This is a genomic window from Ancylobacter sp. TW_SC_1, from assembly GCF_056836805.1.
Genome location: NZ_CM166365.1, coordinates 4,110,863 through 4,134,091, shown reverse-complemented (window position 1 = coordinate 4,134,091; position 23,229 = coordinate 4,110,863). Strand labels below are relative to the sequence as shown.

The window sequence follows — 23,229 nt, the reverse complement described above, 5'->3', positions numbered from 1 at the left end:
GCGATGGCGAGTGAACGCGAGAAGCTGACCGAGGCTCCCGCCGAGACGCGGGCTCCCCGAGGCACGCCGCCGCGGGCGCGAAGCCACCGCGTGGTCGCCCTGAGCTGCGCGGCGTTCGTCGTCACCATGGTCGGCGCCGCCTATGCGGCGGTTCCGCTCTATCAGATGTTCTGTCAGGTCACGGGCTTCGGCGGCGCCACCAAGGTGGCCTTGGCAGCGCCGGCGAAGGCGCTGGAGCGCACCGTCGAGATCCGCTTCGACGCCAATGTCGCGCCGGGCCTCGACTGGAGCTTCGAGCCGGAGGCGCGCTCCGTCACGGTGCGCGTCGGCGAGACCAAGCTGGCCTACTACCGCGCGCATAATCGCAGCAGCGAGTCCGTCACTGCGGCGGCGACCTACAATGTCACGCCCGCCCAGTCCGGCTACCATTTCGCGAAGATGCAGTGCTTCTGCTTCACCGACCAGACGCTGAAGCCGGGCGAGACCCTCGACATGCCGGTCGTCTTCTTCGTCGACCCGGCTTTCGCCGAGGATCCGGAGATGGTCGGCGTCAAGACCATTACCCTTTCCTACACCTTCTTCCCCAAGCCGACGCCGCTCGCCGCCGGCAAGGCGAGGGACGGGAAGGCACCCCTGTAACCGGGCAGAACGCCACATTGCGGCCGCATCGACGGCCCGCTAGAGAAGTAGACGGAACGGAGAGCGCGACCCATGGCCGAGGCCCACGCCAAGCAGCACGACTACCACCTCGTTGAACCGAGCCCGTGGCCGTTCGTCATTTCGGTATTCGCCTTCGTCCTCGCGGTCGGAGCGGTGTTCTGGATGCATGGCCAGCTCACCTCGCTGGTCATGGGCGTCGGCTTCATCGGTGTCGTCTACACGATGATCGTGTGGTGGCGGGACATCATCCGCGAGGCCCAGCACGAGCACGCGCACACGCCGGTGGTGCAGTTGCATCTGCGCTACGGCATGATCCTGTTCATCGCCTCCGAGGTGATGTTCTTCGTCGCGTGGTTCTGGGCGTTCTTCGACGCCGCGCTTTTTGCCGGCGAGGAAATCAACTTCACTCGCGCCGAGTTCACCGGCGGGCATTGGCCGCCGAACGGCATCGAGACGTTCAATCCGTGGCACCTGCCGCTGCTGAACACGCTGATCCTGCTCACTTCGGGCACGACGCTGACCTGGGCGCACCACGCGCTGGTGCATGGCGACCGCGACAGCGCCAAATGGGGCCTGTGGCTGACCGTCATCCTCGGCTTCCTGTTCTCGCTGCTGCAGGGTTTCGAGTACAGCCACGCCGAGTTCGCCTTCTCGGGCAACATCTATGGCGCCACCTTCTTCATGGCGACCGGCTTCCACGGCTTCCACGTGATCGTCGGCACCATCTTCCTCGCCGTGTGCCTCGGGCGGCTCTATGCCGGCCACTTCTCGCCGACGCATCATTTCGGTTTCGAGGCGGCGGCCTGGTACTGGCACTTCGTGGACGTGGTCTGGCTGTTCCTCTTCACCTTCATCTATGTGTGGGGCAGCTCGGGCGCTCCGCACTGAGAACACCCCGGTATCGAATGAAGGGGCGGCTTCCGGCCGCCCCTTTTTCGTTCATCGGGCGTATTGCGGATTTTCCGCCGCGACCGAATGGGAGTAGAAGCCGCCAATGGACCTTCAACCTTTCCACACCGGCGTTTCGCCCTATGCGGCGGGCCTGACCTGCAGCTGCCCGCGCTGCGGCCGGGGAAAGCTCTTCAAGGGCTTCCTCACCGTTGCGCCGTCCTGCGACAATTGCGGGCTCGATTACAGCTTCGACGATTCCGGCGATGGTCCGGTCGTCTTCATCATTCTGGCGGCCGGCTCGCTGGTCGTCGGTCTCGCGCTCTGGGTGGAGCTGACCTGGGCGCCGCCATTCTGGGTCCATGCGCTGCTGTGGGGCCCGCTCGTGCTCATCTCGACCCTCGGCCTGCTGCGGCCGCTCAAGGCGACGATGATCGCCCTGCAATATGCCAAGCGCGCGCAGGAAGGCCGGCTCGACAAGGGTGACGTGTGAGCGTTTCCGGCCCTTCGTCATGGCGCAGCCTGCTGCCCGTCACGCTCGCGGCGCTGGTGGCCTTCTGCGTGCTGGTCGGGCTCGGCGTCTGGCAGCTCGAGCGGCTCGCCTGGAAGCAGGGGCTCGTCGCCACGGTGGAAGCGCGCATCCACAAGGAGCCGGTGGCGCTGCCGCCGGAGGCGGACTGGGCGCACATCGATTTCGCGAATGACGAGTATCGCCGCGTCCGCGTGCAGGGCCGTTTCCGGCACGATCTTGAAGTGCAGGTCTATGCGCTGGTCGATTCCGAGCCGGATGGCTCCGGCGGCCCGGGCTACTGGGTGGTGACGCCGCTCGATCTTTCCGACGGCTCCTTCGTGCTGATCAATCGAGGCTTCGTCCCGCTCGACCGGCGCGCCCCCGCGACCCGCGCGCAGGGTCAGGTCGACGGCCTCGTCACCATCACCGGGCTGCTGCGCCTGCCGGAGGAGGCGGGGCTCTTCACCCCCGCCAATGATGCGGCGCGCGACAGCTGGTATGTGCGCGATCCGGACGCCATCGCCAGCGCCAAGGAACTGGTGCGCGTCGCGCCCTTCCTCATCGACGCGGACGCCACCGCCAATCCCGGCGGCCTGCCGCGCGGCGGGCTGACGCGCGTGAGCTTCCCGAACCGGCATCTCGAATATGCGCTGACCTGGTTCGGCCTGGCGGTGACGCTGCTCGGCGTTTTCGCGGCCTACGCCTGGGGCCGGGTGAGGCGGCGCTGATCATTCTCCGCCAAGCGGCACAATCCATCCGTCCGGCATTTGCGGCCTTTCCGGGTTCTCGCCGGCTTCCCCTGTCGGGCGTCTGCGACCTGTCGGCTTGCCTATGACCCGCCCCACCACTAGTTTGCCGCCGAATTCTCCAGCGGAGGCGCGCGTGCGCTACATCTCGACCCGAGGCGAAGCTCCCGTGCTCGCCTTCTCCGATGCCCTGCTCGCCGGTCTCGCGCGCGACGGCGGCCTCTACGTGCCCGAGGCCTTCCCGGCGCTGGCGCCGCAGGAGATCGCCAAGCTCGCCGGCCACTCCTATGCCGAGGTGGCGGGGCGGGTCATCGCGCCCTTCCTCGACGGCGTGTTCACGCCCGGCGTGCTGCGCCCGATGCTGGAGGAGGCCTATGCGTCCTTCCGCCATCCGGCCACCACGCCGCTGGTGCAGATCGCGCCGGGCCGCTTCGTGCTGGAGCTGTTCCACGGCCCGACGCTCGCCTTCAAGGACGTGGCGATGCAGCTTCTCGGCCGCATGATGGACCATGTGCTGGTGGAGCGCGACCAGCGCGCCACCATCGTCGGCGCGACCTCCGGCGACACCGGCAGTGCCGCCATCGAGGCGTTCCGCGGCCGCGCCCGCACCGACGTGTTCATCCTCTATCCCGCCGGCCGCGTCTCCGAGGTGCAGCGCCGGCAGATGACCACCGTGCCGGACGCCAATGTCCACGCCATCGCGGTCGAGGGCACGTTCGACGACTGCCAGGCGCATGTGAAGGCGATGTTCAACCATCACGCCTTCCGCGACCGGCTGCAGCTCGCCGGCGTGAACTCGATCAACTGGGCCCGCATCGTCGCTCAGGTCGTTTACTACTTCGCCGCCGGCGTCGCGCTCGGCGCGCCGCACCGCAAGGTGTCCTTCGTGGTGCCGACCGGCAATTTCGGCGACGTGCTGGCCGGCTATGTCGCCAAGCGCATGGGCCTTCCGGTCGACCGGCTGGTGATCGCCACCAATGTGAACGACATCCTCGCCCGCACCCTCGGCTCCGGCCGCTACGAGGTGACGGGCGTCGTGCCGTCCTCCTCGCCCTCGATGGACATCCAGGTGTCGTCGAATTTCGAGCGGGTGCTGTTCGAGGCGATGGACCGCGACGCGGGTGCGCTGCGCGGGCTGATGGCGGCGCTGGCGCAGTCCGGCGCCTTCTCGCCGCCCAATGCGGCGCTGCAGGCGATCCGTGCCGATTTCGATGCCGGCCGCGCCGACGAGGCGCAGACCGCCGAGACCATCGCCCGCACCCTGCAGCAGACCGGCTATCTGCTCGATCCGCACACGGCCGTCGCTGTCTCGGTGGCCGAACGCATCGCGCGCGATCCGCATGTGCCGCAGGTGGTGCTCGCCACCGCCCATCCGGCCAAGTTCCCCGATGCCGTCGAGCGCGCCTGCGGCGTGCGCCCGGCGCTGCCGCCCCATCTCGCCGACCTCCTGGAACGGCCGGAGCGTACCCCGACCCTTCCGAACGACATCGGCGCCATCGAGGCCTATATCGCCCGCCACGCCCGCGCGTCGGAGACGGCAGCGTGAGCGCCGGGATCCCCGCCGGGCCGCGCATCACCAAGCTGGACAACGGTGTCACCGTCGTCACCGACACGATGCCCCATCTCGCCACCGCCTCGCTCGGCATCTGGGCGGGTGCCGGCGCGCGCGACGAGGAGGCGGACGAGCACGGCATCTCGCATCTGCTCGAGCACATGGCGTTCAAGGGCACGCGCCGGCGTACCGCCCGCGGCATCGCCGAGGAGATCGAGGCGGTCGGCGGCGACATCAACGCCGCGACCAGCGTCGAGCACACGACCTACAATGCCCGCGTGCTGGCCGAGGACGTGCCGCTGGCGCTCGACGTGCTCTCCGACATCCTCACCGAACCGGCCTTCGATCCGGAGGAGCTGGCGCGCGAGCACAATGTGATCGTGCAGGAGATCGGCGCCGCGCTCGACACGCCCGACGACCTCGTCTTCGACCTCTTCCAGGAGCGGGCCTTTCCCGGTCAGCCCATCGGCCGCTCCATCCTCGGCACGCCCGAGACGGTGCGCTCCTTCGGGCCGGACCGGCTGCAGGCCTATCTCGCGCGCAATTACCGGGCGCCGAAGACCATCGTCGCCGCTGCCGGTGCTGTCGAGCACGAGGCCATCGTGGCGGAGGTGGACAAGCGCCTCGCCGGATTTTCGCGCGAGGACAAGCCGGCGCCGCTGCCGGGCCGCTATGAAGGCGGTGTCGAGATCGGCGGCGGACGCGACCTGGAACAGGCGCATGTGCTGCTCGGCCTGCCGGGCCTGTCCTACCGCGATCCCGGCATCCACGCGTTGCAGGTCTTCACCAATGTGCTCGGCGGGGGCATGTCGTCCCGCCTGTTCCAGGAGGTCCGCGAGGCGCGCGGCCTGTGCTACGCGGTCTATTCCTTCCACTGGGGCTACGGCGACACCGGTCTGTTCGGCGTCTATGCCGGCACCGATGGCGGCGATGTCGACGAACTGGTCGATGTCGTGGTCGATCAGATCCTGGCGACGATCGAGACGATGAGCGAGGTCGAGCTGGCGCGCTCCAAGGCGCAGGCCAAGGTCGGGCTGCTGGCGGCGCTGGAAAGTTCCGGCGCGCGCGCCGACCAGCTCGCCCGGCAGATGCTGGCCTTCGGCCGGCCGATCCCGCTGGAGGAAATCGTCGGCAAGGTCCAGGCGGTCACGCTCGAGGACGCCAAGGCGGCGGGTCGGGCGTTGGTCGCACGCGGCCGGCCGACATTCACCGCGCTCGGCCCCGGAAAATCTCTTGAATCGGCGGCGCGCATCGCGGAACGTCTCTCCGCAGGATAGTCCGCTTCCGCAGTACGCACATGGCCTTCTTCCGCACGGTTTCCTGGCATGAGCCGCCGATGCTTGTCGAGGGCGAGGGCGTGCTGCTGCGCATGCCGCAAATGTCGGACTTCGTCGCCTGGTCGACACTGCGCGAGCAGAGCCGCGCCTTCCTGTCGCCCTGGGAGCCGATCTGGCCACCCTATGACCTCACGCGCGGCTCCTTCCGCCGCCGCATGCGCCGCTATACCCGCGATGTGCGTGAGGACCTCGCCTATCCCTTCCTCGTCTTTCGGCGGGCGGATCGGGCACTGCTCGGCGGCCTGTCGCTCTCCAATGTCCGGCGCGGTGTTACCCAGACGGCGAGCCTGGGCTACTGGATGGGCGCGCCCTATGCCGGCAAGGGCTATATGAGCGCAGCCGTGCGAGCGCTGGTTCCCTTCGCGCACACGACACTCGGCCTGCGCCGCATCGAGGCCGCCTGCCTGCCACACAACATGCCCTCGATCCGGCTGCTTGAAGGCACTGGCTTCCGCCGCGAGGGCTATGGGAGGGAATATCTGTGCATCAACGGCAGCTGGCAGGACCATCTGCTCTATGCCCGTCTGGCAACCGATTCTATCGGCGCGCGGCAAGGGCTCGACGTTCCCAGTTTAGCGCCGTTCGAAAGTGGAAAAGAGTTGAGCGAGGAGGGCTAATCTGGAACGACTAAAAAGTCGTCGCATGAAGACTTGTCGCATCGGTTCACGTGATCGATAGATTGGCGTTTGCCGATTGACGGCACGACGGAATAGCGCGAAAAGAGAAGATGAAGGCTAATTTTAGAATAATTCTAAATAGCTAATCACTTCGGTCCTGCTTCTCGATGATCGTCTGTTCATGCAATGTGCTTTCTGACCGTCAGATCCGCAGCGCGGTGACGGAGACCGAGGCGGCGGTCCGTACGGCGGGACAGGTCTATCGCTGCCTCGGCTGTAGCGCCCAATGCGGCCGTTGCGCCCGCACCATCCGCAAGCTGATCGACGACGTGAACGCCGCCGCCTGCGGCGGCTGCGCGCGCGACTGCCCGGTTGCGGCGCACGCTCACGCGCACGCTCCCTCTGGGCATGTCCACCCGGCGCACGCTGTTCCGGCCGAGTGACGGCGTGGTTCCTCGACCCGTCCCGCGATCAGCCGGCGGGATCGCACGCACGTCTCTTGTTGCCAATTAATTAGAACTCTTCTAAACAGGTTACACAAGCTTGAGAAGGAGAGGCGCAGCCATGAAGGGCGATTCCAAGGTCATCGAATATCTCAATCGCGGCGTCCGTTCGGAGCTCACCGCGATCAATCAGTACTGGCTGCATTATCGCATGCTGGACAACTGGGGATACAAGAAGCTCGCCGCCAAGTGGCGCGCCGAGTCGATCGAGGAGATGCAGCACGCCGATCGCTTCATCGATCGGATCCTGTTCCTTGAAGGCTTCCCGAACCTGCAGGTGCTCGATCCGCTGCGCATCGGCCAGGACGTCAAGGAAGTCATCGAATGCGACCTCGCCGCCGAGATCGAGGCGCGCGCGCTCTATCAGGAGGCTGCGGCCTACTGCGAATCCGTGCAGGACTATCCCAGCCGCGATCTCTTCAAGGAGCTGATGGCGGACGAGGAAGGGCATATCGATTTCCTCGAGACCCAGCTCGACCTGATCGCCAATCTCGGCATCCAGCTCTACGCCCAGCACCATATTGGCGGGCTCGACTGAGCCCTGCGCACTGCTCTGTTTCATGACGCTGACAAAGGCCGGTCGATCGACCGGCCTTTTTTTGCGTCCGGCATCTTCATGTGATCTTTCGGCTCCTTCAGCGCCGGCAGATCCCAGTTTTGTATTAGACTTATTCTAAGATATTGATCTCACATAGCTTTTCATTGACCGTCCGCAGCGCCTCCGCTACCGCCTCCAGCACACCTAACGTCGGACACGCTTCCGGCCTGTCCCCGGGGCGACGTGTACGCAGGAGACGCCAATGACGCTCACGATGTCGAACGCCTTTGTCCGCCGCCTCGCTCTGGGCGGTTTCGTTGTCGCCAGTCTTGCCCTTGCGCCCGCCTTCGCCTCGGCTGAGGAAGTGGTCAACATCTACACCACGCGCGAGCCCGGTCTCGCCAAGCCGCTCTTCGACGGCTTTACCGAGAAGACCGGCATCAAGGTGAACAGCGTCTTCGTGAAGGACGGCCTCGCCGAGCGGGTGAAGGCGGAAGGAACCGGCTCGCCCGCCGACGTGCTGATGACCGTCGATGTCGGCGCGCTGCTCGATCTCGTCGACCAGGGTGTGACCCAGCCGGTGACCTCCGACGTCCTCGACAAGGCGATCCCCGCCAATCTGCGGGGGGCGGATGGCAGCTGGTATGCGCTTTCGGCCCGTGCGCGCGTTGCCTATGTCTCAAAGGACCGGGTGAAGGAAACGGCGATCACCTATGAGGACTTCGCCGATCCCAAGTGGAAGGGCGAGGTCTGCATCCGCTCCGGCAAGCACCCGTACAACACCGCGCTGATCGCCGCCTACATCGTCCATCACGGCGAGGCGAAGGCCGAGGAATGGCTCAAGGGCGTGAAGGCCAACCTCGCCCGCAAGGCGGCGGGTGGGGATCGGGAGGTGGCGCGGGATATTCTCGGCGACATCTGCGACCTGGGTCTCGCCAACTCCTACTATGTGGGCCTGATGCGCTCCGGCAAGGGCGGCCCCGAGCAGGAGGAATGGGGGAAGGCGATCAACGTGCTCCTGCCGACCTTCGAGGGCGGCGGCACGCATGTGAACATCTCCGGCGCTTCGGTCGCCAAGAACGCGCCGAACAAGGGCAATGCCGTCAAGCTGCTGGAATATCTTGTTTCTCCCGAGGCGCAGGAGCTCTACGCCAAGGGTAATTTCGAGTACCCGGTGGTTCCCGGCGCGCCCGTCGACCCGATCATCGCCGCCTTCGGTCCGCTGAAGGTCGACAATGTCGACCTCGTCGCGCTCGCCAAGGCGCGCAAGACGGCGGCCGACCTCGCCGACAAGGTCGGCTTCGACAACTAGATCTGGTAGGCGCGGTGTTGGTCATGATGGAGAGCGCCGCCATGCCTGCGAGACATCCCTGTGTCCCGGAGCGATGTCCGCTCCGGGACGTTGCGTGACATGACCGTGGCACTCAGCTCCACTCATCGGACAACCTCCGCCTCCGGCCACCCGTTCCTGCGGGCGGCAGCGGGGGCGGTCGTGCTTCTGGTGCTGCTGCCGCTGCTGGCGCTGGCCTGGACGGCGCTGCAGGGATCGGACGACCTCTGGCCGCATCTCATCCGCAACGTCATCCCGCACGCCCTGCTCGAGACGACGCTGCTCGTCCTCGGTGTCGGCGTCGTCGTGGGCGTGATCGGCACCGGCACGGCCTGGCTGGTGGCGGTCTGCCGGTTTCCCGGACGCGGCGTGTTCGAGTGGGCACTGCTGCTGCCGCTCGCCATCCCGACCTACATTCAGGCCTTCGTCTATGTCGACGCGGTGCATCCGCTGGGGCCGATCCCGACCTTCATCCGGGGCGTGTTCGGCCTGCGGCCGCGCGACCTCTGGCTGCCGGAGGTGCGCTCGCTGCCGGGCTGCATCGTGCTGCTCGGGCTGGTGCTCTACCCCTATGTCTATCTCGCCGCCCGCTCGGCCTTTCTCGTGCAGACCGCCTCGGTGCTGGATGCCGCGCGCACGCTGGGCACCGGGGCGACGGAAGCCTTCTTCCGCATCGCCCTGCCGCTCGCCCGGCCGGCCATCGCCGTCGGCGTGACGCTGGCGCTGATGGAGACGGTCAACGACATCGGCGCCTCGGAATTCCTCGGCGTCCAGACGCTCACCCTGTCGATCTATTCGACCTGGCTGAACCGCTCCAGCCTGCCCGGCGCGGCACAGATCGCGCTGTTCATGCTGCTGCTGATGTTCGGCCTCGTCATGCTGGAACGCTGGGGGCGCCGGCATCAGCGCGTCGGCAATATCGGCGACCGCGCCCGGCCGCCGGCGCGCCGTTCGCTGACCGCCGGCCAGGCGACGTTCGCCTTCATTGCCTGCCTGCTCCCGGTCGTGCTCGGCTTCCTCATGCCGGCCGGCCATCTCGCCCTGTCGGCCTGGAAGCGTATCCAGTTCCATGGCCTGCCGGCGACGATCCTTGTCGAGGCCCTCAACACGGCGATGTTCGCCGCGCTCGGCACCGCGCTGGCGCTGCTGTGCGGCTTCGCCGTGGTGGTGGCGATGAGGACGGGCGCGCTGCGCTCAAGCCTGGCGTTGCGACTGGCGGGGCTTGGCTACGCCGTGCCGGGCACCGTGCTGGCGGTGGGCCTGCTGGTGCCGCTCGCCGGCTTCGACAATCTGGTGTCCGATCTCAGCCGCCAGTTCACCGGCGTGTCGACCGGGCTGCTGCTGTCGGGTTCCGGCGCCGCGCTCATCATCGCCTATGTGATCCGTTTCCTCGCCATTCCGGTCGGCGGGCTCGAGGCTGGCTACGGCAAGATCGGCACCACGCTCGACATGGCCGCCCGCAGCCTCGGCGAGCAGCCGGGCGGGGTCGTGCGGCGCATCCACATGCCGCTGCTGCGGCCGGCGCTCGGCACGGCGGCGCTGCTGGTCTTCGTCGACTGCATGAAGGAACTGCCGGCAACGCTGATGCTGCGGCCGCTGAACTTCGAGACGCTGGCGAGCCATGTCTACGCCGAGGCGGCGCGCGGCACCTATGAGGACGGCGCGCTCGCCGCGCTTCTCATCGTGCTGGTCGGGCTGGTGCCGGTCATCCTGCTGGCGCGGCTCTCGCGGCCACGGCAGGGGTGAGGGAGCGGTACCTGCAAACGCACGCGTCATCCCGGACGGCCGCAGGCCGGTCCGGGATCGCGTACAGGATGGGGCGCGATCCCGGCTCTTCGCTACGCTTCGGCCGGGATGACGTCATGAGGGAGTGCCCGGCGGCGGTCCGTCGCGCCGTCACTCCGCTAGTTCGGGCCGGTTGCGGAACAGCTCCAGCGATTCCGGATTGGCCAGCGCCTCGGTGTTCTTCACCGGGCGGCCATGCACCACGTCGCGCACCGCCAGCTCGGTGATCTTGCCGGACCGGGTGCGCGGAATGTCGGCCACGGCGATGATCTTGGCCGGTACGTGGCGCGGGCTGGCGCCGGTGCGGATCTGCGTGCGGATGCGCTTCTCCAGATCGGCGTCGAGGCCGACACCCTCGCGCAGCCTTACGAACAGCACGACGCGCACGTCGTTGTCCCAGTCCTGGCCGATGGCGATGGCCTCGACGATCTCGGCGATCTGCTCGGCCTGCGCGTAGATCTCGGCGGTGCCGATGCGCACGCCCTGCGGGTTGAGCGTGGCGTCGGAGCGGCCGTGGATGACGATGCCGCCATGCGCGGTCCATTCGGCGAAATCGCCATGGCACCACACGTTCGGGAAGCGTTCGAAATAGGCGGCGTGGTATTTCGCGCCTTCCGGGTCGTTCCAGAACATCACCGGCATGCAGGGGAAGGGGCGGGTGCACACCAGCTCGCCGCGCTCGCCGATGACGGGCCGCCCCTCGTCCGACCACACCTCGATCGCCATGCCGAGCCCGGGCGCCTGGATCTCGCCCTTGTAGACCGGCGAGGTCGGGTCGCCGAGCACGAAGCAGGAGACGATGTCCGTGCCGCCGGAGATCGAGGCGAGGTGCAGGTCCGCCTTGATCGCCTCATAGACGAAGCTGAAGCTCTCCGGCGCCAGCGGCGAGCCGGTCGAGGTCAGCGCCTTGAGCGCGGCGAGGTCGTGCGTCTCGCCCGGGCAGATGCCCTCTTTGCGCAGCGAGTCGATGTATTTCGCCGAGGTGCCGAACAGCGCGAAACGCTCCTTCTCGGCGAAGTCGAACAGCACCGAAGGCGTCGGCGCGAAGGGCGAGCCGTCGAACAGGCAGAGCGTCAGCCCGCTGGCGAGCCCCGTCACCAGCCAGTTCCACATCATCCAGCCGCAGGTGGTGAAGTAGAACAGCCGGTCGCCAGGCACCAGATCGCAGTGCAGCCGGTGCTCCTTGATGTGCTGCAGCAGCGTGCCGCCGGCGCCGTGCACGATGCATTTGGGCACGCCGGTGGTGCCGGAGGAGAACAGGATGAACGCGGGATGGTTGAAGGGCAGTCGCTCGAAGGTGGGCGCCGCCGGCGCGAAGGGCGCGAGGAAATCGGCGAGCGCCGTGCCGTTCGGCAGCTCCGCCGCCACCTCCGCGGCCGTGCCGAGATAGGGGACGATCACCGTCCGGGCGACGCCGGGCATGTGCGGCACGACGTTGCGCAGCTTCTCGCCGATGGCGACCGGCTTGCCGTTGTACCAGTAGCCGTCGCAGGCGAAGTACACTTTCGGCTCGATCTGGCCGAAGCGGTCGAGGATGCCGCGCTCGCCGAAATCGGGCGAGCAGGAGGAGAAAATCGCGCCGAGCGAATTGGCCGCCAGCATGATGGCGATGGTTTCCGGCAGGTTCGGCATGGTGGCCGCCACCCGGTCGCCGACGCCGACGCCCGCCGCGCGCAGCGCCTGCTGCAGCCGCGAGACGAGATCGGTGAGCTCGCCGAAGCTCATGTGCCGCTCGACCTTGTCCTCGCCGCGGAAGATCAGCGCCACGCTCTCGGCATCGCGCGGGCGCAGCAGGTTTTCGGCGTAGTTCAGCGTCGCCTCGGGAAAGAAGCGCGCGCCGGGCATGCGGTCGCCATCGACCAGGGCGGGCCCGTTCCTGTCGCCGACGACCTCTCCGAGATCCCAGATCTCTTCCCAGAAGGCGCCGGGATGAGCGATCGACCAGCGGTGCAGCGAGCGGTAATCCGTCAGCGCCGTGCCATGCCGGGCATTCACCGTCGCGATGAAGGAGGTGATCACCGTGCGGGCCACCCTGTCCGGGCTCGGCGTCCAGAGAGCTTCCTGGCCCGTCACACCCATCGCTGCCGTCTCCCTCATGGTCGCGCCTCGGACCGTCCTGCCGCCGACGGCACAAGTCATAGCGCCGGGCCGGCTTCCTGTCAGGCCATCAAACAGACACAGACGCACAACATGTTGCCTCGACTTTCAGATGGGATCAGTGCCCGTCGCGCGGCTTCGGCTTGCGCGGCTTCGGTCCGATGCTGTAGCGAGGGCCGGGGGCACGGTGACGCGATGAGAAAATTCGTTCCTTTCCTTCTCCTGCCTCTCGTGGCGGTGCTTGCCGCCGGCGTCCTCGCGCCCAAATTCGCTTCCGAGGCGCGGCTGCGCCAGGAGGTCGAGACGATGGTCGAGGCAGCCACCGGGCGCCATCCGACGCTTGCCGGGCCAGTGTCCTTTTCCGTGCTGCCCTGGCCGGCCATCAAGGTCGAGAAGCTCACCATCGACGGTCCCCGTGCCCGGCTCGACGTGGGCGCGGCGCGGGTGGTGCTGGGCGTGCTGCCGCTGCTCGCGGGGCGGGCCCGTGCCGACTATGTCGAGCTGGACGATGCCGACCTCACCCTCGCCGATCCGGGCGACGGCCTCGAGGCGCTCGGCGTCCTGATCACCGGTCTCGGCACGACGGCCTCCCAGGCGGACCTCTATGTGAAGGAAGGCAGCCTCAAGGTCACCCGCGCGGCGGGCGACGAGGTGCTGATCCCGCAGGCGGACATTCGCATCGGCTGGCGCGGCGGACGCGAGGTGACCGCCTCCGGGCGGGCGGTGTGGCGCGGCGAGCCGCTCGACGTCGATCTCAGCCTGAGCGGTCTTGCCGCCCTTGCCGCCGGCGAGGCCGGCACCCTTCGCCTGTCGCTGTCGGGTGCGCCGGCGAAGCTCACCTTCCAGGGCGGCGCGCGGCTGGCCGGCGGCCCGGTCGTCACGGGAGCCCTGACCGCCAGCTCGGACCGGCTGCGTGACGCTCTCGGATGGCTTGGCTTCGAGGCGCCGACCGCGCGCGGCTTCGGCGCCTTTGATCTGCGCGCCGTAGCCCTTCTGTCGGCGCAGGGCGCCGTGCTGAACGAGGCGCGCATCGATCTCGACGGCAATTCCAGCGTCGGTGCCTTCAACCTCAGGGTCGATGCCAGCCACGCCATGCTGCAGGGCTCGCTCGCCAGCGAGTCGCTCGACCTGTCGCCCTATGGCGAGATGACGCTGTCCGGTTCGCGCGGGGGGAGCTGGAACCGCGAGGCGATCGACCTGAACCGCACGCAACGGCTCGACGTCGATCTGCGGCTCTCGGCCGGCCAGGTGCGCATCGGCGAGGCCGCGCTGCAGCGCATGGCGGCGAGCGCGACGCTGAAGGGCGGGAAGCTCTCGTTCACCATCGGCGAGGCCGAGGCGTGGGGCGGGCTGTTCCGGGCCTCGGCGCAGATATCGCCGCTGGAGAGCGGCGCGGGGGCCAATGTCCGCATCGACCTCTCCGCCGACGACGTGGCGCTCGCCAAGGCTCTCGGCGAGCTGTTCCGACTGCCGCGGCTGGAGGGCACCGGCTCGTTCCGGCTCTCGGCGACCGGCTCCGGCACCAGCGTCATGGAAATCGTCCAGAAGCTGAACGGCGCCTTCACCCTGTCCGGCGAGGATGGCGCGCTGGTCGGCATCGATGTCGGACGCATTCTCGCGCGGCTTGAGAAGCGCCCGCTCTCCGGCGGCGGCGATCTGCGCGGCGGGCGGACGCCGTTCGACAGCATCGTGGTCGATGCCAGCATCGAGGACGGCGTCGCCCGGCTCGACCGTATCGACCTCGCCAGCGACAAGCTGCGCGTCGCGCTCGCGGGTGAGAGCTCGATCGCCCTGCGCGCCCTCGACTTTACGGGCATCGCCCAACTGGTGCGCCCGGCCTCGGCCGAAGCCGCCAAGGTTGCTGCGGCCAAGGTTGCTGCCGCGAAAGCCGATCCGGCGCCGGCCACTTCGGCCGAGGCGACGGTCGCTCCCCTGACGGCCGAGGGCCAGGCTGCGGCCGAGCCGGCTTCGACCGCAGCGTCCGCATCGCAGGCCGACGTCACCACGGCGGCGTTGACGACGGTGGCGTTCGAGCTGCCTTTCGTCGTTCTGGGAGACTGGGACCGGCCGATCGTGCTGCCGGACCCCCAGGCGTTGATCCGCCGTTCGGGCGCGGCGCGCCCTCTTTTGCGTGGCTCCGACACGCTGGACGTGGCGGCGCCGGCGCCGTGAGACCTATTCCGCCAGCACGCGTGTCGAGGGGAAGATGATCTCGACGATGGTGCCGGCATCCACTGCGCTACGGATGTTGAAGCTGGCGCGGTTGGCTTCCGCCAGCGCCTTGGTCAGCGGCAGCCCCAGCCCGGTGCCGCCGGAGCCGGAGCGGGTGGAGGTGGTGATCTGGCGGAACGGCTCCATCGCGATGGAGATGTCGGATTCCGACATGCCGATCCCGGTGTCGCGTACCCGCATCACCACTTCGCCCTCCTCGGTCAGCGTCGTCGACAGGATGACCTGACCGCCCGGCTGGGTGAACTTGATCGAGTTGGAGACGAGATTCAGCACGATCTGGCGGATCGAGCGGGCATCGGCCACCACGGGCGGCAGGTCGGTGGCGAGCGAGGAGCGGATGATGATGCGCTCGCGGTTCGCCTGAGGCTGCATGATGCCCATGCACTGCTGCACGATTTCGTTCAGCGATACGCTGGTGAAGGCGAGGTCGAGCTTGCCGGCCTCGATCTTCGACAGGTCGAGCAGATCGTTGATGAGCGAGATGAGATGCTCGCCCGAGGCGTGGATGTCGCGCAGATAGTCGCGGTAGCGCTGGTTCTCGATCGCCCCGAAACGCTCCTCCATCATCACCTCGGAAAAGCCGATGATGGCGTTGAGCGGGGTGCGGATCTCGTGGCTGATCTTGGCCAGGAAATCCGACTTGGCGAGATTGGCGCGCTCGGCGAGGCGCTTGGCCTCGGTCAGCTCCTCCTCGGCGCGCTTCCACTGCGTGATGTCGCGCAGCACGGCGCAGAACTTGGTCGGATCGTCGCCGATGCGGCCCACGGTCATGAACAGCGGGATGAGGCCGCCCTCGCGCACGCGCCCGATCACCTCGCGCCCGTCATTGAGCACGCTGGCCACGCCGTTGGAGGCGAGGCCGTCGAGATAGTCGATGGCGGCGCGCTGGCTCTCGGGCGCCAGCAGGAGGGTGAAGGATTCGCCTTTCACCTCGCCGGCGTTGAAGCCGAACAGCGCCTCTGCCGGATGGTTCATCGACAGCACGATGCCGGCGGCGTCGATCAGCACCACGCCATCCGTCGCCGTGTCGAGAATGGCACGCAGCTCGCGCCCCGAACTTTCGGCCTCGCGCAGCGCAAGCTCGGCCTGGCGCAGGCGCTCGTCGATCAGGCTGTCGGCCTGCAGATCGGGGGCGCGCGCGACCCGGTGGAGCACGTAGAGCATGGCCAGCCCGCCCTCCCAGGGGGACGACATCAGCCGCGCCTCGACGGTGACGGCGTCGCCGCCCGCACCGACGATGGTGAGCGCGCGGCCGTCCTCGTCCGCGTCCTCGGCCGCGGCTTCGGGTCCGAACAGCGCGGCAAGGCCGCCGGCGGCTTCGAGCGCGGCGAGGTCGGCGTAGCCGGTCCACTCCAGCAGGGCGCGGTTGGCGTAGAGCAGCCGGTCGCCGCGGAAGGCGACGAGGCCGAGCGGCAGGCGGTCGAGCACCGGCCGCTCGCCGTCGACCAGCACGCGCCGCAGGCCGTCCGGTTCGGCGCGGCTCTCCGGCGCCGCATCATTGGCGGGCAGGGCGGTGACGGCCGGCGGGGCCGGGGAGACAGGCGGGGGCGCCGCAGGTGGCTCGGACGGTTCCGGCGTGGCGGCGGGGGGCGGTGCCTCGGGGGCGCCGGTATCGGCGCCGGCCGGTTCGGGGAAGTCGTCGACCCCTTCCAGCCGCGCGCCGAGGGCGCGGGCGATCTCGCGGAAGGCATTGCGCTCGCCGTTCGACAGGACTTCCCAGGAGGAACGGGCGCTTTCGCGCGACGTTTCGCCATTGCCGCCGCGCAACGGCACGACATTCGGCGAGGAGGGCACGATGCTCAGCGTGACGCGCATCGGCGGCGCGGCCTCGGAGGGCGGCGCCTCCGGCGCCGGGGGGGCGGCGCGCGGCGGCGCGGGGGGAGCCGGACGCGGCGTAACGGCCGGGCGGACGGGCTCCAGCTCGGGCGCCGGCCGGGCCTGCGCCGGGCGGCGGCCCCTGACGATGCCGAAACCGCGCATGCCCTCGCCACGGATCGGTGCGCCGCCGAGCTCGATGTCGAGCGCATCGCCGCGTTCGGTCGGCAGCAGCACCGGCAGATGATTGAAGCTGAGCCCTTCCAGCACCGCGCGATGGGCGCCGGGCGCGCCGAGCGCGTGCCAGTCGAGGCCGGCGATCGCGCCGGGCGCCCGTTCGAGCGCCGCCGCGAGACGGGGATCGACGCGGGTCAGCCGCGCGTCGAGGCCGGTGCTCCAGGTGAAGCGTAGCGGCGTCGGCGCGACGCTGCTCTCCGCCGTCGCCGAAGGCGTCGTGGGATGCGGGACCTCGGTGGGCAGGGCGGCGGGCGCCGCATCGAGGCTGACGAGCAGCACCGCGCGGGCGGCGCCGGCGGCGAGCAGCGAGCAGGCGAAGGTGGCCGGGGTCAGCCGTCCGGGCAGGCGCAGGCGCTCCAGCCGCGCCGGCCGGGCGGGGCGCAGCGTCGGCGCGAGACGGGGCGCGAGCGCGGCGACGGTTGCCGCGTCGAGCAGGGCACGCCCGGCGGCATTGGCCGCGATCAGCGTGCCGTCGACATGCGCGAGCACGGCCGGCGCCGCCGCCGCGAGGGCGGTGGCCGCCTGGGCGCGCAGCGCGTCGATCGCCAAGCTGCCGAAACCGTCCGTCGGTGTGTTCATGATCGTCTGAGTGACCCCGCCGGTGCGAACCGGATATGGGCGACGGGTCGAGATTGGACCCGCCGCCGGAAGCTAACAATAATGCCGGCCGGCGTCCCGTGCCATGCGCCGCCGCCCCTGTCGTTCCAGCTTCATCAATTCCGGTTAATCGGTTGCCACCGATACCGGTTAACCACTTGCAACCGGCGAGGCCCGATCCGCCGAATTCGATTGCCTTTTGCGGCAGCGATACTACTTTGGTCGTAGGCATCTGGCCGGATGTTGCTCCGCCCTCGGTTGCCTAGGATGAGGCATCGTCAGAAGGAGGGAGTTTGCGCCATGGCCGACGATCCAAAACTCGAAATCCCCCCGGAACTGCGCACGATCGCCGAGCAGGGCGTCGATCAGGCGCGCGCCGCGATCGACGGCTTCATCGATGCCGCGCACAAGGCGCTGGACGATGCCGGCCGCCAGTTTGACGCGGCGCATGACAACGCCCGCGATCTCGGCCGCACCACGCTCGACTTCGCCGAGGCGAACATCGCCGCTGGCTTCGATTTCGCCTCCCGCCTCGCCAAGGCGACCACGGTCGACGAATGGACGCGCCTGCACGCCGACTATGTGAAGGAGCAGGCCGCGCGCCTCACCGAGCAGACCAAGACGTTGGGCGAGCATGCCGGCGCGGCGTCTGGCCTCGCCGCTGCGCTGCAGAAGGCCGGCAAATAAGCCGCGAGCAAGGCCAGGGCGCCGTCTGCGGGCCGCGACGCGAAAAAAATCGCAGGAATGGGTTGATTGTGCATTGCAATATGATATTGCAATGCACAATTATTATCCGCGAGACAAGGTGGAGCCTCGGGTCGTCATCCCGAAGCGGCTTCGCCGGTCAGGCACGGTCGCAAACGCGGAAGCGGTCGTCGCCATCCTGGATCCACCGCGAATTCGTGGAGAAACCCATGGTTGAGGCTACCCCCGTGACGCCGTCCCCGAAGAAGGCCGCCAAGGCCGCGACGTCCGCTTTCGAGGCGGCGATGCCCAAGCTGGACATGCCGAACCTCGAAGTTCCCGCCGCCATGCGCGAGATGGCGGAAAAGAGCGTGCAGAGCGCGCGCGAGGCGTATGAGAAGTTGAAGACCAGCGCCGAGGAGACCACCGACCTTCTCGAGGATACCTATACGACCGCCTCCAAGGGTCTGGTCGAGTACAATGCGGTGGCGCTGGAATCCTTGCGCACCAATGTGAATGCGGCCTTCGACTATGTCGGCGCGCTGTTCGGCGCCAAGAGCGTGTCGGAAGCGGTCGAACTGTCGACCGGCCATCTGCGCAAGCAGTTCGACGTGCTCTCGGCCCAGGCCAAGGAACTGTCGACGCTGGCCCAGAAAGTGGCGACCGACACCGCCGAGCCGATCAAGGCCTCGGTCGAGAAGACCATCAAGAAGTCGGCCTGATCGCCGCTTCTTCGAACATTCAGAACCCGGTCCGCTCGCGCGGGCCGGGTTTTTTCGTGCCGACGCGGCTCGCGCCCGCGCGCGCCGCACGCGCGATTTCCCTGCGCCCCTCGCTTGACTCCCTTCGGCGGCGTTCCTATCTCGGCGGCGGTTTGGCACTCCATTCGAAGGAGTGCTAGTAACTGCCCAGCCTATTGCTGCTCACGAGCGCCATGCCGGCGCGAGACAGGAAGATCGAGGATCAACCGATGGCCAAGCTGAAGTTCCGCCCCCTGCACGACCGCATCGTGGTGAAGCGTCTCGACGCGGAAGAGAAGACCGCGGGCGGCATCATCATTCCCGATAGCGCCAAGGAAAAGCCCTCGCAGGGCGAAGTCGTCGCTGTCGGCCCCGGTGGCCGCGACGAGGCGGGCAAGCTGGTGCCGCTCGACGTCAAGGCCGGCGACAAGGTGCTGTTCGGCAAGTGGTCGGGCACCGAGGTCAAGATCGACGGTCAGGACCTGCTGATCATGAAGGAATCCGACGTCATGGGCATCGTCGGCTGACGCCGACGCGTTCACCCGGACATAGCTGAATTCAGGAGTAGGCCACATGGCTGCCAAGGACGTAAAATTTGCTGGCGATGCGCGCGAGCGCATGCTGCGCGGTGTCGATATTCTCGCCAACGCGGTGAAGGTCACGTTGGGCCCGAAGGGCCGCAACGTCGTCATCGAGAAGAGCTTCGGCGCGCCCCGGATCACCAAGGACGGTGTCACCGTCGCCAAGGAAATCGAGCTTGAGGACCGGTTCGAGAACCTCGGCGCCCAGCTCGTGCGCGAAGTCGCTTCCAAGACCAACGACCTCGCCGGCGACGGCACCACCACCGCCACCGTGCTCGCCCAGGCGATCGTGCGCGAGGGCGCCAAGTCGGTTGCCGCCGGCATGAACCCGATGGACCTCAAGCGCGGCATCGACCTCGCCGTCGCCGAGGCGATCAAGGATATCGAGAAGCGCGCCAAGAAGGTGAAGAACACCGACGAAGTCGCGCAGGTCGGCACCATCTCCGCCAATGGCGACGCGTCGATCGGCGAGATGATCGCCGGCGCGATGCAGAAGGTCGGCAATGAGGGCGTGATCACCGTCGAGGAAGCCAAGACCGCCGAGACCGAGCTCGAGGTGGTCGAAGGCATGCAGTTCGACCGCGGCTACCTCTCGCCCTACTTCGTTACCAATGCCGAGAAGATGACGGTGGATCTCGAAGATCCCTACATGCTCATCTTCGACAAGAAGCTCTCCGGTCTCCAGGCGATCCTGCCGGTGCTTGAGCAGGTCGTGCAGTCGGGCAAGCCGCTGCTGATCATCGCCGAGGACGTCGAGGGCGAGGCGCTCGCCACGCTGGTCGTCAACAAGCTGCGCGGCGGCCTCAAGGTCGCGGCTGTCAAGGCTCCGGGCTTCGGCGACCGCCGCAAGGCCATGCTCGAGGACATCGCCATCCTCACCGGCGGCCAGGTGATCTCCGAGGAACTCGGCATCAAGCTTGAGAGTGTCGGTCTCGACATGCTCGGCCGCGCCAAGAAGGTGATCATCGAGAAGGAAAAGACCACCATTGTCGACGGCGTCGGCAAGAAGAAGGACATCGAGGGCCGCGTCGCGCAGATCAAGGCGCAGATCGAGGAGACCTCCTCGGACTACGACCGCGAGAAGCTGCAGGAGCGCCTGGCTAAGCTCGCCGGCGGCGTCGCGGTGATCCGCGTCGGCGGCGCGACCGAGGTCGAGGTCAAGGAGAAGAAGGACCGCGTCGACGACGCGCTCAACGCCACCCGCGCGGCTGTGCAGGAAGGCATCGTCCCCGGCGGCGGCATCGCCCTGCTGCGCGCCAAGAAGGCGGTCGAGAAGCTCACCTCCGACAACCCGGACATCCAGGCCGGCATCAAGATCGTGCTGCGCGCGCTTGAGGCCCCGATCCGCCAGATCGCCGAGAATTCCGGCGTCGAGGGTTCGATCGTGGTCGGCAAGGTGCTGGAATCGAAGGACCAGAACTTCGGCTTCAACGCACAGACCGAGCAGTTCGTCGACATGATCGCTTCCGGCATCGTCGACCCGGCCAAGGTCGTGCGCACGGCGCTGCAGGATGCCGGCTCGGTCGCCGGCCTGCTGATCACCACCGAGGCGATGATCGCCGAGCTGCCGAAGCCGGCGGCGGCCCCCGCCATGCCGGGTGGCGGCATGGGCGGCATGGGCGGCATGGACTTCTGAGGAAGTCCATCCGCCCCCGCGGTTCGCTGAGTGCCGAAACCGGGCAGGCCCGGTTTCGGTGGCGGCATGGATTTCTGAGGAAATCTATCTCGTCCCGATTATCGGAAGGGCGCGGCGCGAGCCGCGCCCTTTTCGTTTATGGGGTCGCTGGTCAGATCGGCGGCAGGTGCAGCCACTGGGCGGCGGCGCCGAGCACCAGATCGACCGCGAGCGCGGCGAGGATCATGCCCATCACCCGGCTGATGATCGAGGCGCCGCCACGCCCGATGAGATGCACCAGCTTGCTGGCGGTCAGCATGATGGCCAGCGTGACCAGCAGCACCAGGCTGAAGATGAGGATGGTCATCGCGCGGTCGGGAAAGTCGTGCCGCGCATTGTCGGTCAGCACCACGGCGGCCAGCATCGCGCCGGGGCTGGCGATGGAGGGGATGGCGAGCGGATAGATGGCGATCTCGACCGGGTTGTGCTCGGCGGGCGCCTGCATGTCCGCGTGGCTCGTGCCATGAATCATGGTCAGCGCGAACAGGAACAGCACGATGCCGCCGGCGATCTGGAAGGATTCGATCGACACCTCCATCGAGCGCAGCAGCCAGTGGCCGGCCATGGCGAAGAAGACCAGCACGCCGAAGGCGACCAGGGTCGACAGGATTGCGGCCTTGCTGCGGTCTGCCGCACCAAGCCCGGTGGTGACGGCGAGGAAGACGGGCAGGGTGCCGAGCGGATCGATGACGACCCAGAGGGTGACGAATTCCTGAACACGTTCAGACCAGTTCATGGCTCACTCGCTTCGACGAGACGCTATGCCGCCCGCTTTAGTGCGCCAGCTCCACCCGTGCGCGGTTGCGTCCCGCCCGCCGGATCGGCATCGTGCGCCGGCGTCGCCGGAGCGGCGCCGACTCGTATCTGAGACCCCCGAACATGGCCGCCCCACGACAGAAGCCGGACTTTTCATTGGAGCGCGCCGCGCACAAGGCGGGTGACGTTCCGGTTGCCGGGGTGGACGAGGTGGGGCGCGGTCCGTGGGCCGGGCCGGTGGTCGCCTGCGCCGTGGTGCTGGACCCGGCGCGGGTGCCCGAGGGGCTCGACGATTCCAAACGGCTGTCGGTGCTCCAGCGCGAGAGGCTGTTCGACCTCATCTGCGCCACCGCCGAGGTCTCGCTGGCCTTTGCGCCGCCGGCACGGATCGACGGGCAGAATATCCGTCAGGCGACGCTCTGGGCGCTGGCGAGGGCCGTGGCGGGCCTGCCCTGCGCGCCGCGTCTCGTGCTGGTGGACGGCAACGACCTGCCGCCGGTTCCCTGCGCCGCGCGTACCATCATCGGCGGCGACGGCCTCGTCGCCTCCATCGCCGCCGCCTCCATCGTCGCCAAGGTCACGCGCGACCGGCTGATGGCCGCGCTTGGCGCGGCGCATCCCGGCTATGGCTTCGAACGGCACATGGGCTATGGCACGCCCGAGCACGCGCAGGCATTGGCGGCGCTCGGCGCGTGCCGTCACCACCGCACTTCCTTCGCGCCCGTGCGGGCGCGGCTGGCGCTGGGGATGCCGGCACCGAAGGCGGCGGAGTAGAAGCGCTCTACTGCCGGATGTCCGGTTCGGCGAGCCGGGCGAGGTTTCGCAGCGATTCCTGCCAGCCGAGATAGCAGGCCTCGGGCGGTATCAGGTCGGGAATGCCGGCCTGGACGATGTCGATCTCGGTGCCGACCGAAACGCTTTTCAGCGTCACGGTCACCTCCATCTCGCCGGGCAGGTTGGGGTCGTCGAACCTGTCCGTGTAGCGCAGCCGCTCATGCGGGACGAGTTCGACATACTTGCCGCCGAAGGCGTGGCTGTCGCCCGTGGTGAAGTTGCGGAACGACATTCGGAACGTACCGCCCACCGTCGGCTCCAAGTGATGAACGGTGCAGGCGAAGCCGTTGGGCGGCAGCCATTTTGCGAGCGCGTCCGCCTCCAGGAAGGCGCGGTAGACCTTTTCGGCCGGGGCGGCCAGGACGCGGTGCAGGCGGATGGTGCTGGGCATGGCGGGTTACCTCGTGAACCGACGGGAGCCTGTCGGCCGGCCCGCGCGATCTCGCCTCACGCAGGCGCGGCCATGTCACGAGGACGAACGAGGGGCGGCCGCTCCGACAGCGCGCCGCAAATT

At 68.2% G+C, this 23,229-nt stretch carries 21 protein-coding genes; 17 read left to right on the top strand and 4 right to left on the bottom strand.

The genetic code is table 11. The features are described 5' to 3' along the window. Positions 1-3 precede the first annotated feature (3 nt). The 11 genes from AC1PZ7_RS19520 to AC1PZ7_RS19470 all read left to right on the top strand — a co-directional run bounded on the left by AC1PZ7_RS19520 (position 4) and on the right by AC1PZ7_RS19470 (position 10,428). Positions 4-639 (top strand): cytochrome c oxidase assembly protein, encoded by a 636-nt coding sequence (locus AC1PZ7_RS19520; protein WP_482356842.1) that lies wholly within the window; start codon positions 4-6, stop codon positions 637-639. Between the two features lie 72 nt (positions 640-711). Beyond that, positions 712-1,548 (top strand): cytochrome c oxidase subunit 3, encoded by an 837-nt coding sequence (locus AC1PZ7_RS19515; RefSeq protein WP_482356841.1) that lies wholly within the window; start codon positions 712-714, stop codon positions 1,546-1,548. 106 nt (positions 1,549-1,654) lie between these two features. Continuing rightward, entirely contained in the window at positions 1,655-2,041 is a 387-nt protein-coding gene (locus AC1PZ7_RS19510; RefSeq protein ID WP_482356840.1) for a DUF983 domain-containing protein, read from the top strand. Continuing rightward, on the top strand, positions 2,038-2,787 hold the full coding sequence (locus AC1PZ7_RS19505) for an SURF1 family protein (protein WP_482356839.1): 750 nt from the start codon (positions 2,038-2,040) through the stop codon (positions 2,785-2,787). The genes AC1PZ7_RS19510 and AC1PZ7_RS19505 overlap by 4 nt, the downstream gene beginning before the upstream one ends. Before the next feature lie 154 nt (positions 2,788-2,941). After that, complete coding sequence (thrC, locus tag AC1PZ7_RS19500) at positions 2,942-4,351, top strand: threonine synthase (RefSeq protein ID WP_482356838.1); 1,410 nt, start codon at positions 2,942-2,944, stop codon at positions 4,349-4,351. Between the two features lie 68 nt (positions 4,352-4,419). Further along, positions 4,420-5,634, top strand: a complete 1,215-nt coding sequence (locus tag AC1PZ7_RS19495; protein ID WP_482359684.1) for a M16 family metallopeptidase — start codon at positions 4,420-4,422, stop codon at positions 5,632-5,634. 20 nt (positions 5,635-5,654) lie between these two features. Next, the gene (locus tag AC1PZ7_RS19490) at positions 5,655-6,311 is read left to right on the top strand and encodes a GNAT family N-acetyltransferase (protein ID WP_482356837.1); all 657 of its coding nucleotides are present in this window, start codon (positions 5,655-5,657) and stop codon (positions 6,309-6,311) included. 167 nt (positions 6,312-6,478) lie between these two features. Then, on the top strand, positions 6,479-6,754 hold the full coding sequence (locus AC1PZ7_RS19485) for a (2Fe-2S)-binding protein (RefSeq protein ID WP_482356836.1): 276 nt from the start codon (positions 6,479-6,481) through the stop codon (positions 6,752-6,754). 121 nt (positions 6,755-6,875) lie between these two features. Continuing rightward, complete coding sequence (gene bfr / locus AC1PZ7_RS19480; protein ID WP_482356835.1) at positions 6,876-7,352, top strand: bacterioferritin; 477 nt, start codon at positions 6,876-6,878, stop codon at positions 7,350-7,352. Between the two features lie 262 nt (positions 7,353-7,614). Continuing rightward, entirely contained in the window at positions 7,615-8,664 is a 1,050-nt protein-coding gene (locus AC1PZ7_RS19475; RefSeq protein WP_482356834.1) for a Fe(3+) ABC transporter substrate-binding protein, read from the top strand. 99 nt (positions 8,665-8,763) lie between these two features. Next, positions 8,764-10,428 carry an ABC transporter permease gene (locus AC1PZ7_RS19470; RefSeq protein WP_482356833.1) on the top strand — a complete coding sequence of 555 codons (1,665 nt, stop codon included), beginning with the start codon at positions 8,764-8,766 and terminating at the stop codon, positions 10,426-10,428. A gap of 150 nt (positions 10,429-10,578) precedes the next feature. Here the strand turns inward: AC1PZ7_RS19470 and AC1PZ7_RS19465 are convergent, their stop codons facing one another. Continuing rightward, positions 10,579-12,540, bottom strand: coding sequence for an acetoacetate--CoA ligase (locus AC1PZ7_RS19465; protein ID WP_482359683.1), 1,962 nt, complete (start codon positions 12,538-12,540; stop codon positions 10,579-10,581). 219 nt (positions 12,541-12,759) lie between these two features. On the opposite strand from AC1PZ7_RS19465, the gene AC1PZ7_RS19460 reads away from it, so the two are divergent. Continuing rightward, entirely contained in the window at positions 12,760-14,736 is a 1,977-nt protein-coding gene (locus tag AC1PZ7_RS19460) for an AsmA family protein (RefSeq protein WP_482356832.1), read from the top strand. A gap of 3 nt (positions 14,737-14,739) precedes the next feature. Here the strand turns inward: AC1PZ7_RS19460 and AC1PZ7_RS19455 are convergent, their stop codons facing one another. After that, positions 14,740-17,427, bottom strand: coding sequence for an ATP-binding protein (locus AC1PZ7_RS19455; RefSeq protein WP_482356831.1), 2,688 nt, complete (start codon positions 17,425-17,427; stop codon positions 14,740-14,742). Between the two features lie 318 nt (positions 17,428-17,745). On the opposite strand from AC1PZ7_RS19455, the gene AC1PZ7_RS19450 reads away from it, so the two are divergent. From AC1PZ7_RS19450 to groL, 4 genes are all read left to right on the top strand, one after another. Then, on the top strand, positions 17,746-18,132 hold the full coding sequence (locus AC1PZ7_RS19450) for a phasin family protein (RefSeq protein ID WP_482356830.1): 387 nt from the start codon (positions 17,746-17,748) through the stop codon (positions 18,130-18,132). A gap of 227 nt (positions 18,133-18,359) precedes the next feature. After that, positions 18,360-18,851, top strand: a complete 492-nt coding sequence (locus AC1PZ7_RS19445; protein WP_482356829.1) for a phasin — start codon at positions 18,360-18,362, stop codon at positions 18,849-18,851. Between the two features lie 248 nt (positions 18,852-19,099). Next, positions 19,100-19,396 (top strand): co-chaperone GroES, encoded by a 297-nt coding sequence (gene groES, locus AC1PZ7_RS19440; protein WP_013165451.1) that lies wholly within the window; start codon positions 19,100-19,102, stop codon positions 19,394-19,396. 46 nt (positions 19,397-19,442) lie between these two features. Continuing rightward, entirely contained in the window at positions 19,443-21,086 is a 1,644-nt protein-coding gene (gene groL, locus AC1PZ7_RS19435) for a chaperonin GroEL (protein ID WP_482356828.1), read from the top strand. Positions 21,087-21,237: 151 nt separating this feature from the next. On the opposite strand, the gene AC1PZ7_RS19430 is transcribed toward groL, so the two are convergent. Continuing rightward, positions 21,238-21,861, bottom strand: a complete 624-nt coding sequence (locus AC1PZ7_RS19430; RefSeq protein ID WP_482356827.1) for a MarC family protein — start codon at positions 21,859-21,861, stop codon at positions 21,238-21,240. 143 nt (positions 21,862-22,004) lie between these two features. Between AC1PZ7_RS19430 and AC1PZ7_RS19425 the strand changes: the two genes are divergently transcribed. Then, the gene (locus AC1PZ7_RS19425; protein WP_482356826.1) at positions 22,005-22,655 is read left to right on the top strand and encodes a ribonuclease HII; all 651 of its coding nucleotides are present in this window, start codon (positions 22,005-22,007) and stop codon (positions 22,653-22,655) included. Positions 22,656-22,662: 7 nt separating this feature from the next. Here the strand turns inward: AC1PZ7_RS19425 and AC1PZ7_RS19420 are convergent, their stop codons facing one another. Then, positions 22,663-23,106 carry an SRPBCC family protein gene (locus AC1PZ7_RS19420; RefSeq protein WP_482356825.1) on the bottom strand — a complete coding sequence of 148 codons (444 nt, stop codon included), beginning with the start codon at positions 23,104-23,106 and terminating at the stop codon, positions 22,663-22,665. Positions 23,107-23,229 lie beyond the last annotated feature (123 nt).

Coding starts and splice junctions, on each gene's coding strand:
- AC1PZ7_RS19520 (WP_482356842.1), top strand. CDS start 4: ATGGCGAGTGAACGCGAGAAGCTGACCGAGGCTCCCGCCGAGACGCGG.
- AC1PZ7_RS19515 (WP_482356841.1), top strand. CDS start 712: ATGGCCGAGGCCCACGCCAAGCAGCACGACTACCACCTCGTTGAACCG.
- AC1PZ7_RS19510 (WP_482356840.1), top strand. CDS start 1,655: ATGGACCTTCAACCTTTCCACACCGGCGTTTCGCCCTATGCGGCGGGC.
- AC1PZ7_RS19495 (WP_482359684.1), top strand. CDS start 4,420: ATGCCCCATCTCGCCACCGCCTCGCTCGGCATCTGGGCGGGTGCCGGC.
- AC1PZ7_RS19490 (WP_482356837.1), top strand. CDS start 5,655: ATGGCCTTCTTCCGCACGGTTTCCTGGCATGAGCCGCCGATGCTTGTC.
- AC1PZ7_RS19485 (WP_482356836.1), top strand. CDS start 6,479: ATGATCGTCTGTTCATGCAATGTGCTTTCTGACCGTCAGATCCGCAGC.
- bfr (WP_482356835.1), top strand. CDS start 6,876: ATGAAGGGCGATTCCAAGGTCATCGAATATCTCAATCGCGGCGTCCGT.
- AC1PZ7_RS19475 (WP_482356834.1), top strand. CDS start 7,615: ATGACGCTCACGATGTCGAACGCCTTTGTCCGCCGCCTCGCTCTGGGC.
- AC1PZ7_RS19470 (WP_482356833.1), top strand. CDS start 8,764: ATGACCGTGGCACTCAGCTCCACTCATCGGACAACCTCCGCCTCCGGC.
- AC1PZ7_RS19460 (WP_482356832.1), top strand. CDS start 12,760: ATGAGAAAATTCGTTCCTTTCCTTCTCCTGCCTCTCGTGGCGGTGCTT.
- AC1PZ7_RS19455 (WP_482356831.1), bottom strand. CDS start 17,427: ATGAACACACCGACGGACGGTTTCGGCAGCTTGGCGATCGACGCGCTG.
- AC1PZ7_RS19450 (WP_482356830.1), top strand. CDS start 17,746: ATGGCCGACGATCCAAAACTCGAAATCCCCCCGGAACTGCGCACGATC.
- AC1PZ7_RS19445 (WP_482356829.1), top strand. CDS start 18,360: ATGGTTGAGGCTACCCCCGTGACGCCGTCCCCGAAGAAGGCCGCCAAG.
- groES (WP_013165451.1), top strand. CDS start 19,100: ATGGCCAAGCTGAAGTTCCGCCCCCTGCACGACCGCATCGTGGTGAAG.
- groL (WP_482356828.1), top strand. CDS start 19,443: ATGGCTGCCAAGGACGTAAAATTTGCTGGCGATGCGCGCGAGCGCATG.
- AC1PZ7_RS19430 (WP_482356827.1), bottom strand. CDS start 21,861: ATGAACTGGTCTGAACGTGTTCAGGAATTCGTCACCCTCTGGGTCGTC.
- AC1PZ7_RS19425 (WP_482356826.1), top strand. CDS start 22,005: ATGGCCGCCCCACGACAGAAGCCGGACTTTTCATTGGAGCGCGCCGCG.
- AC1PZ7_RS19420 (WP_482356825.1), bottom strand. CDS start 23,106: ATGCCCAGCACCATCCGCCTGCACCGCGTCCTGGCCGCCCCGGCCGAA.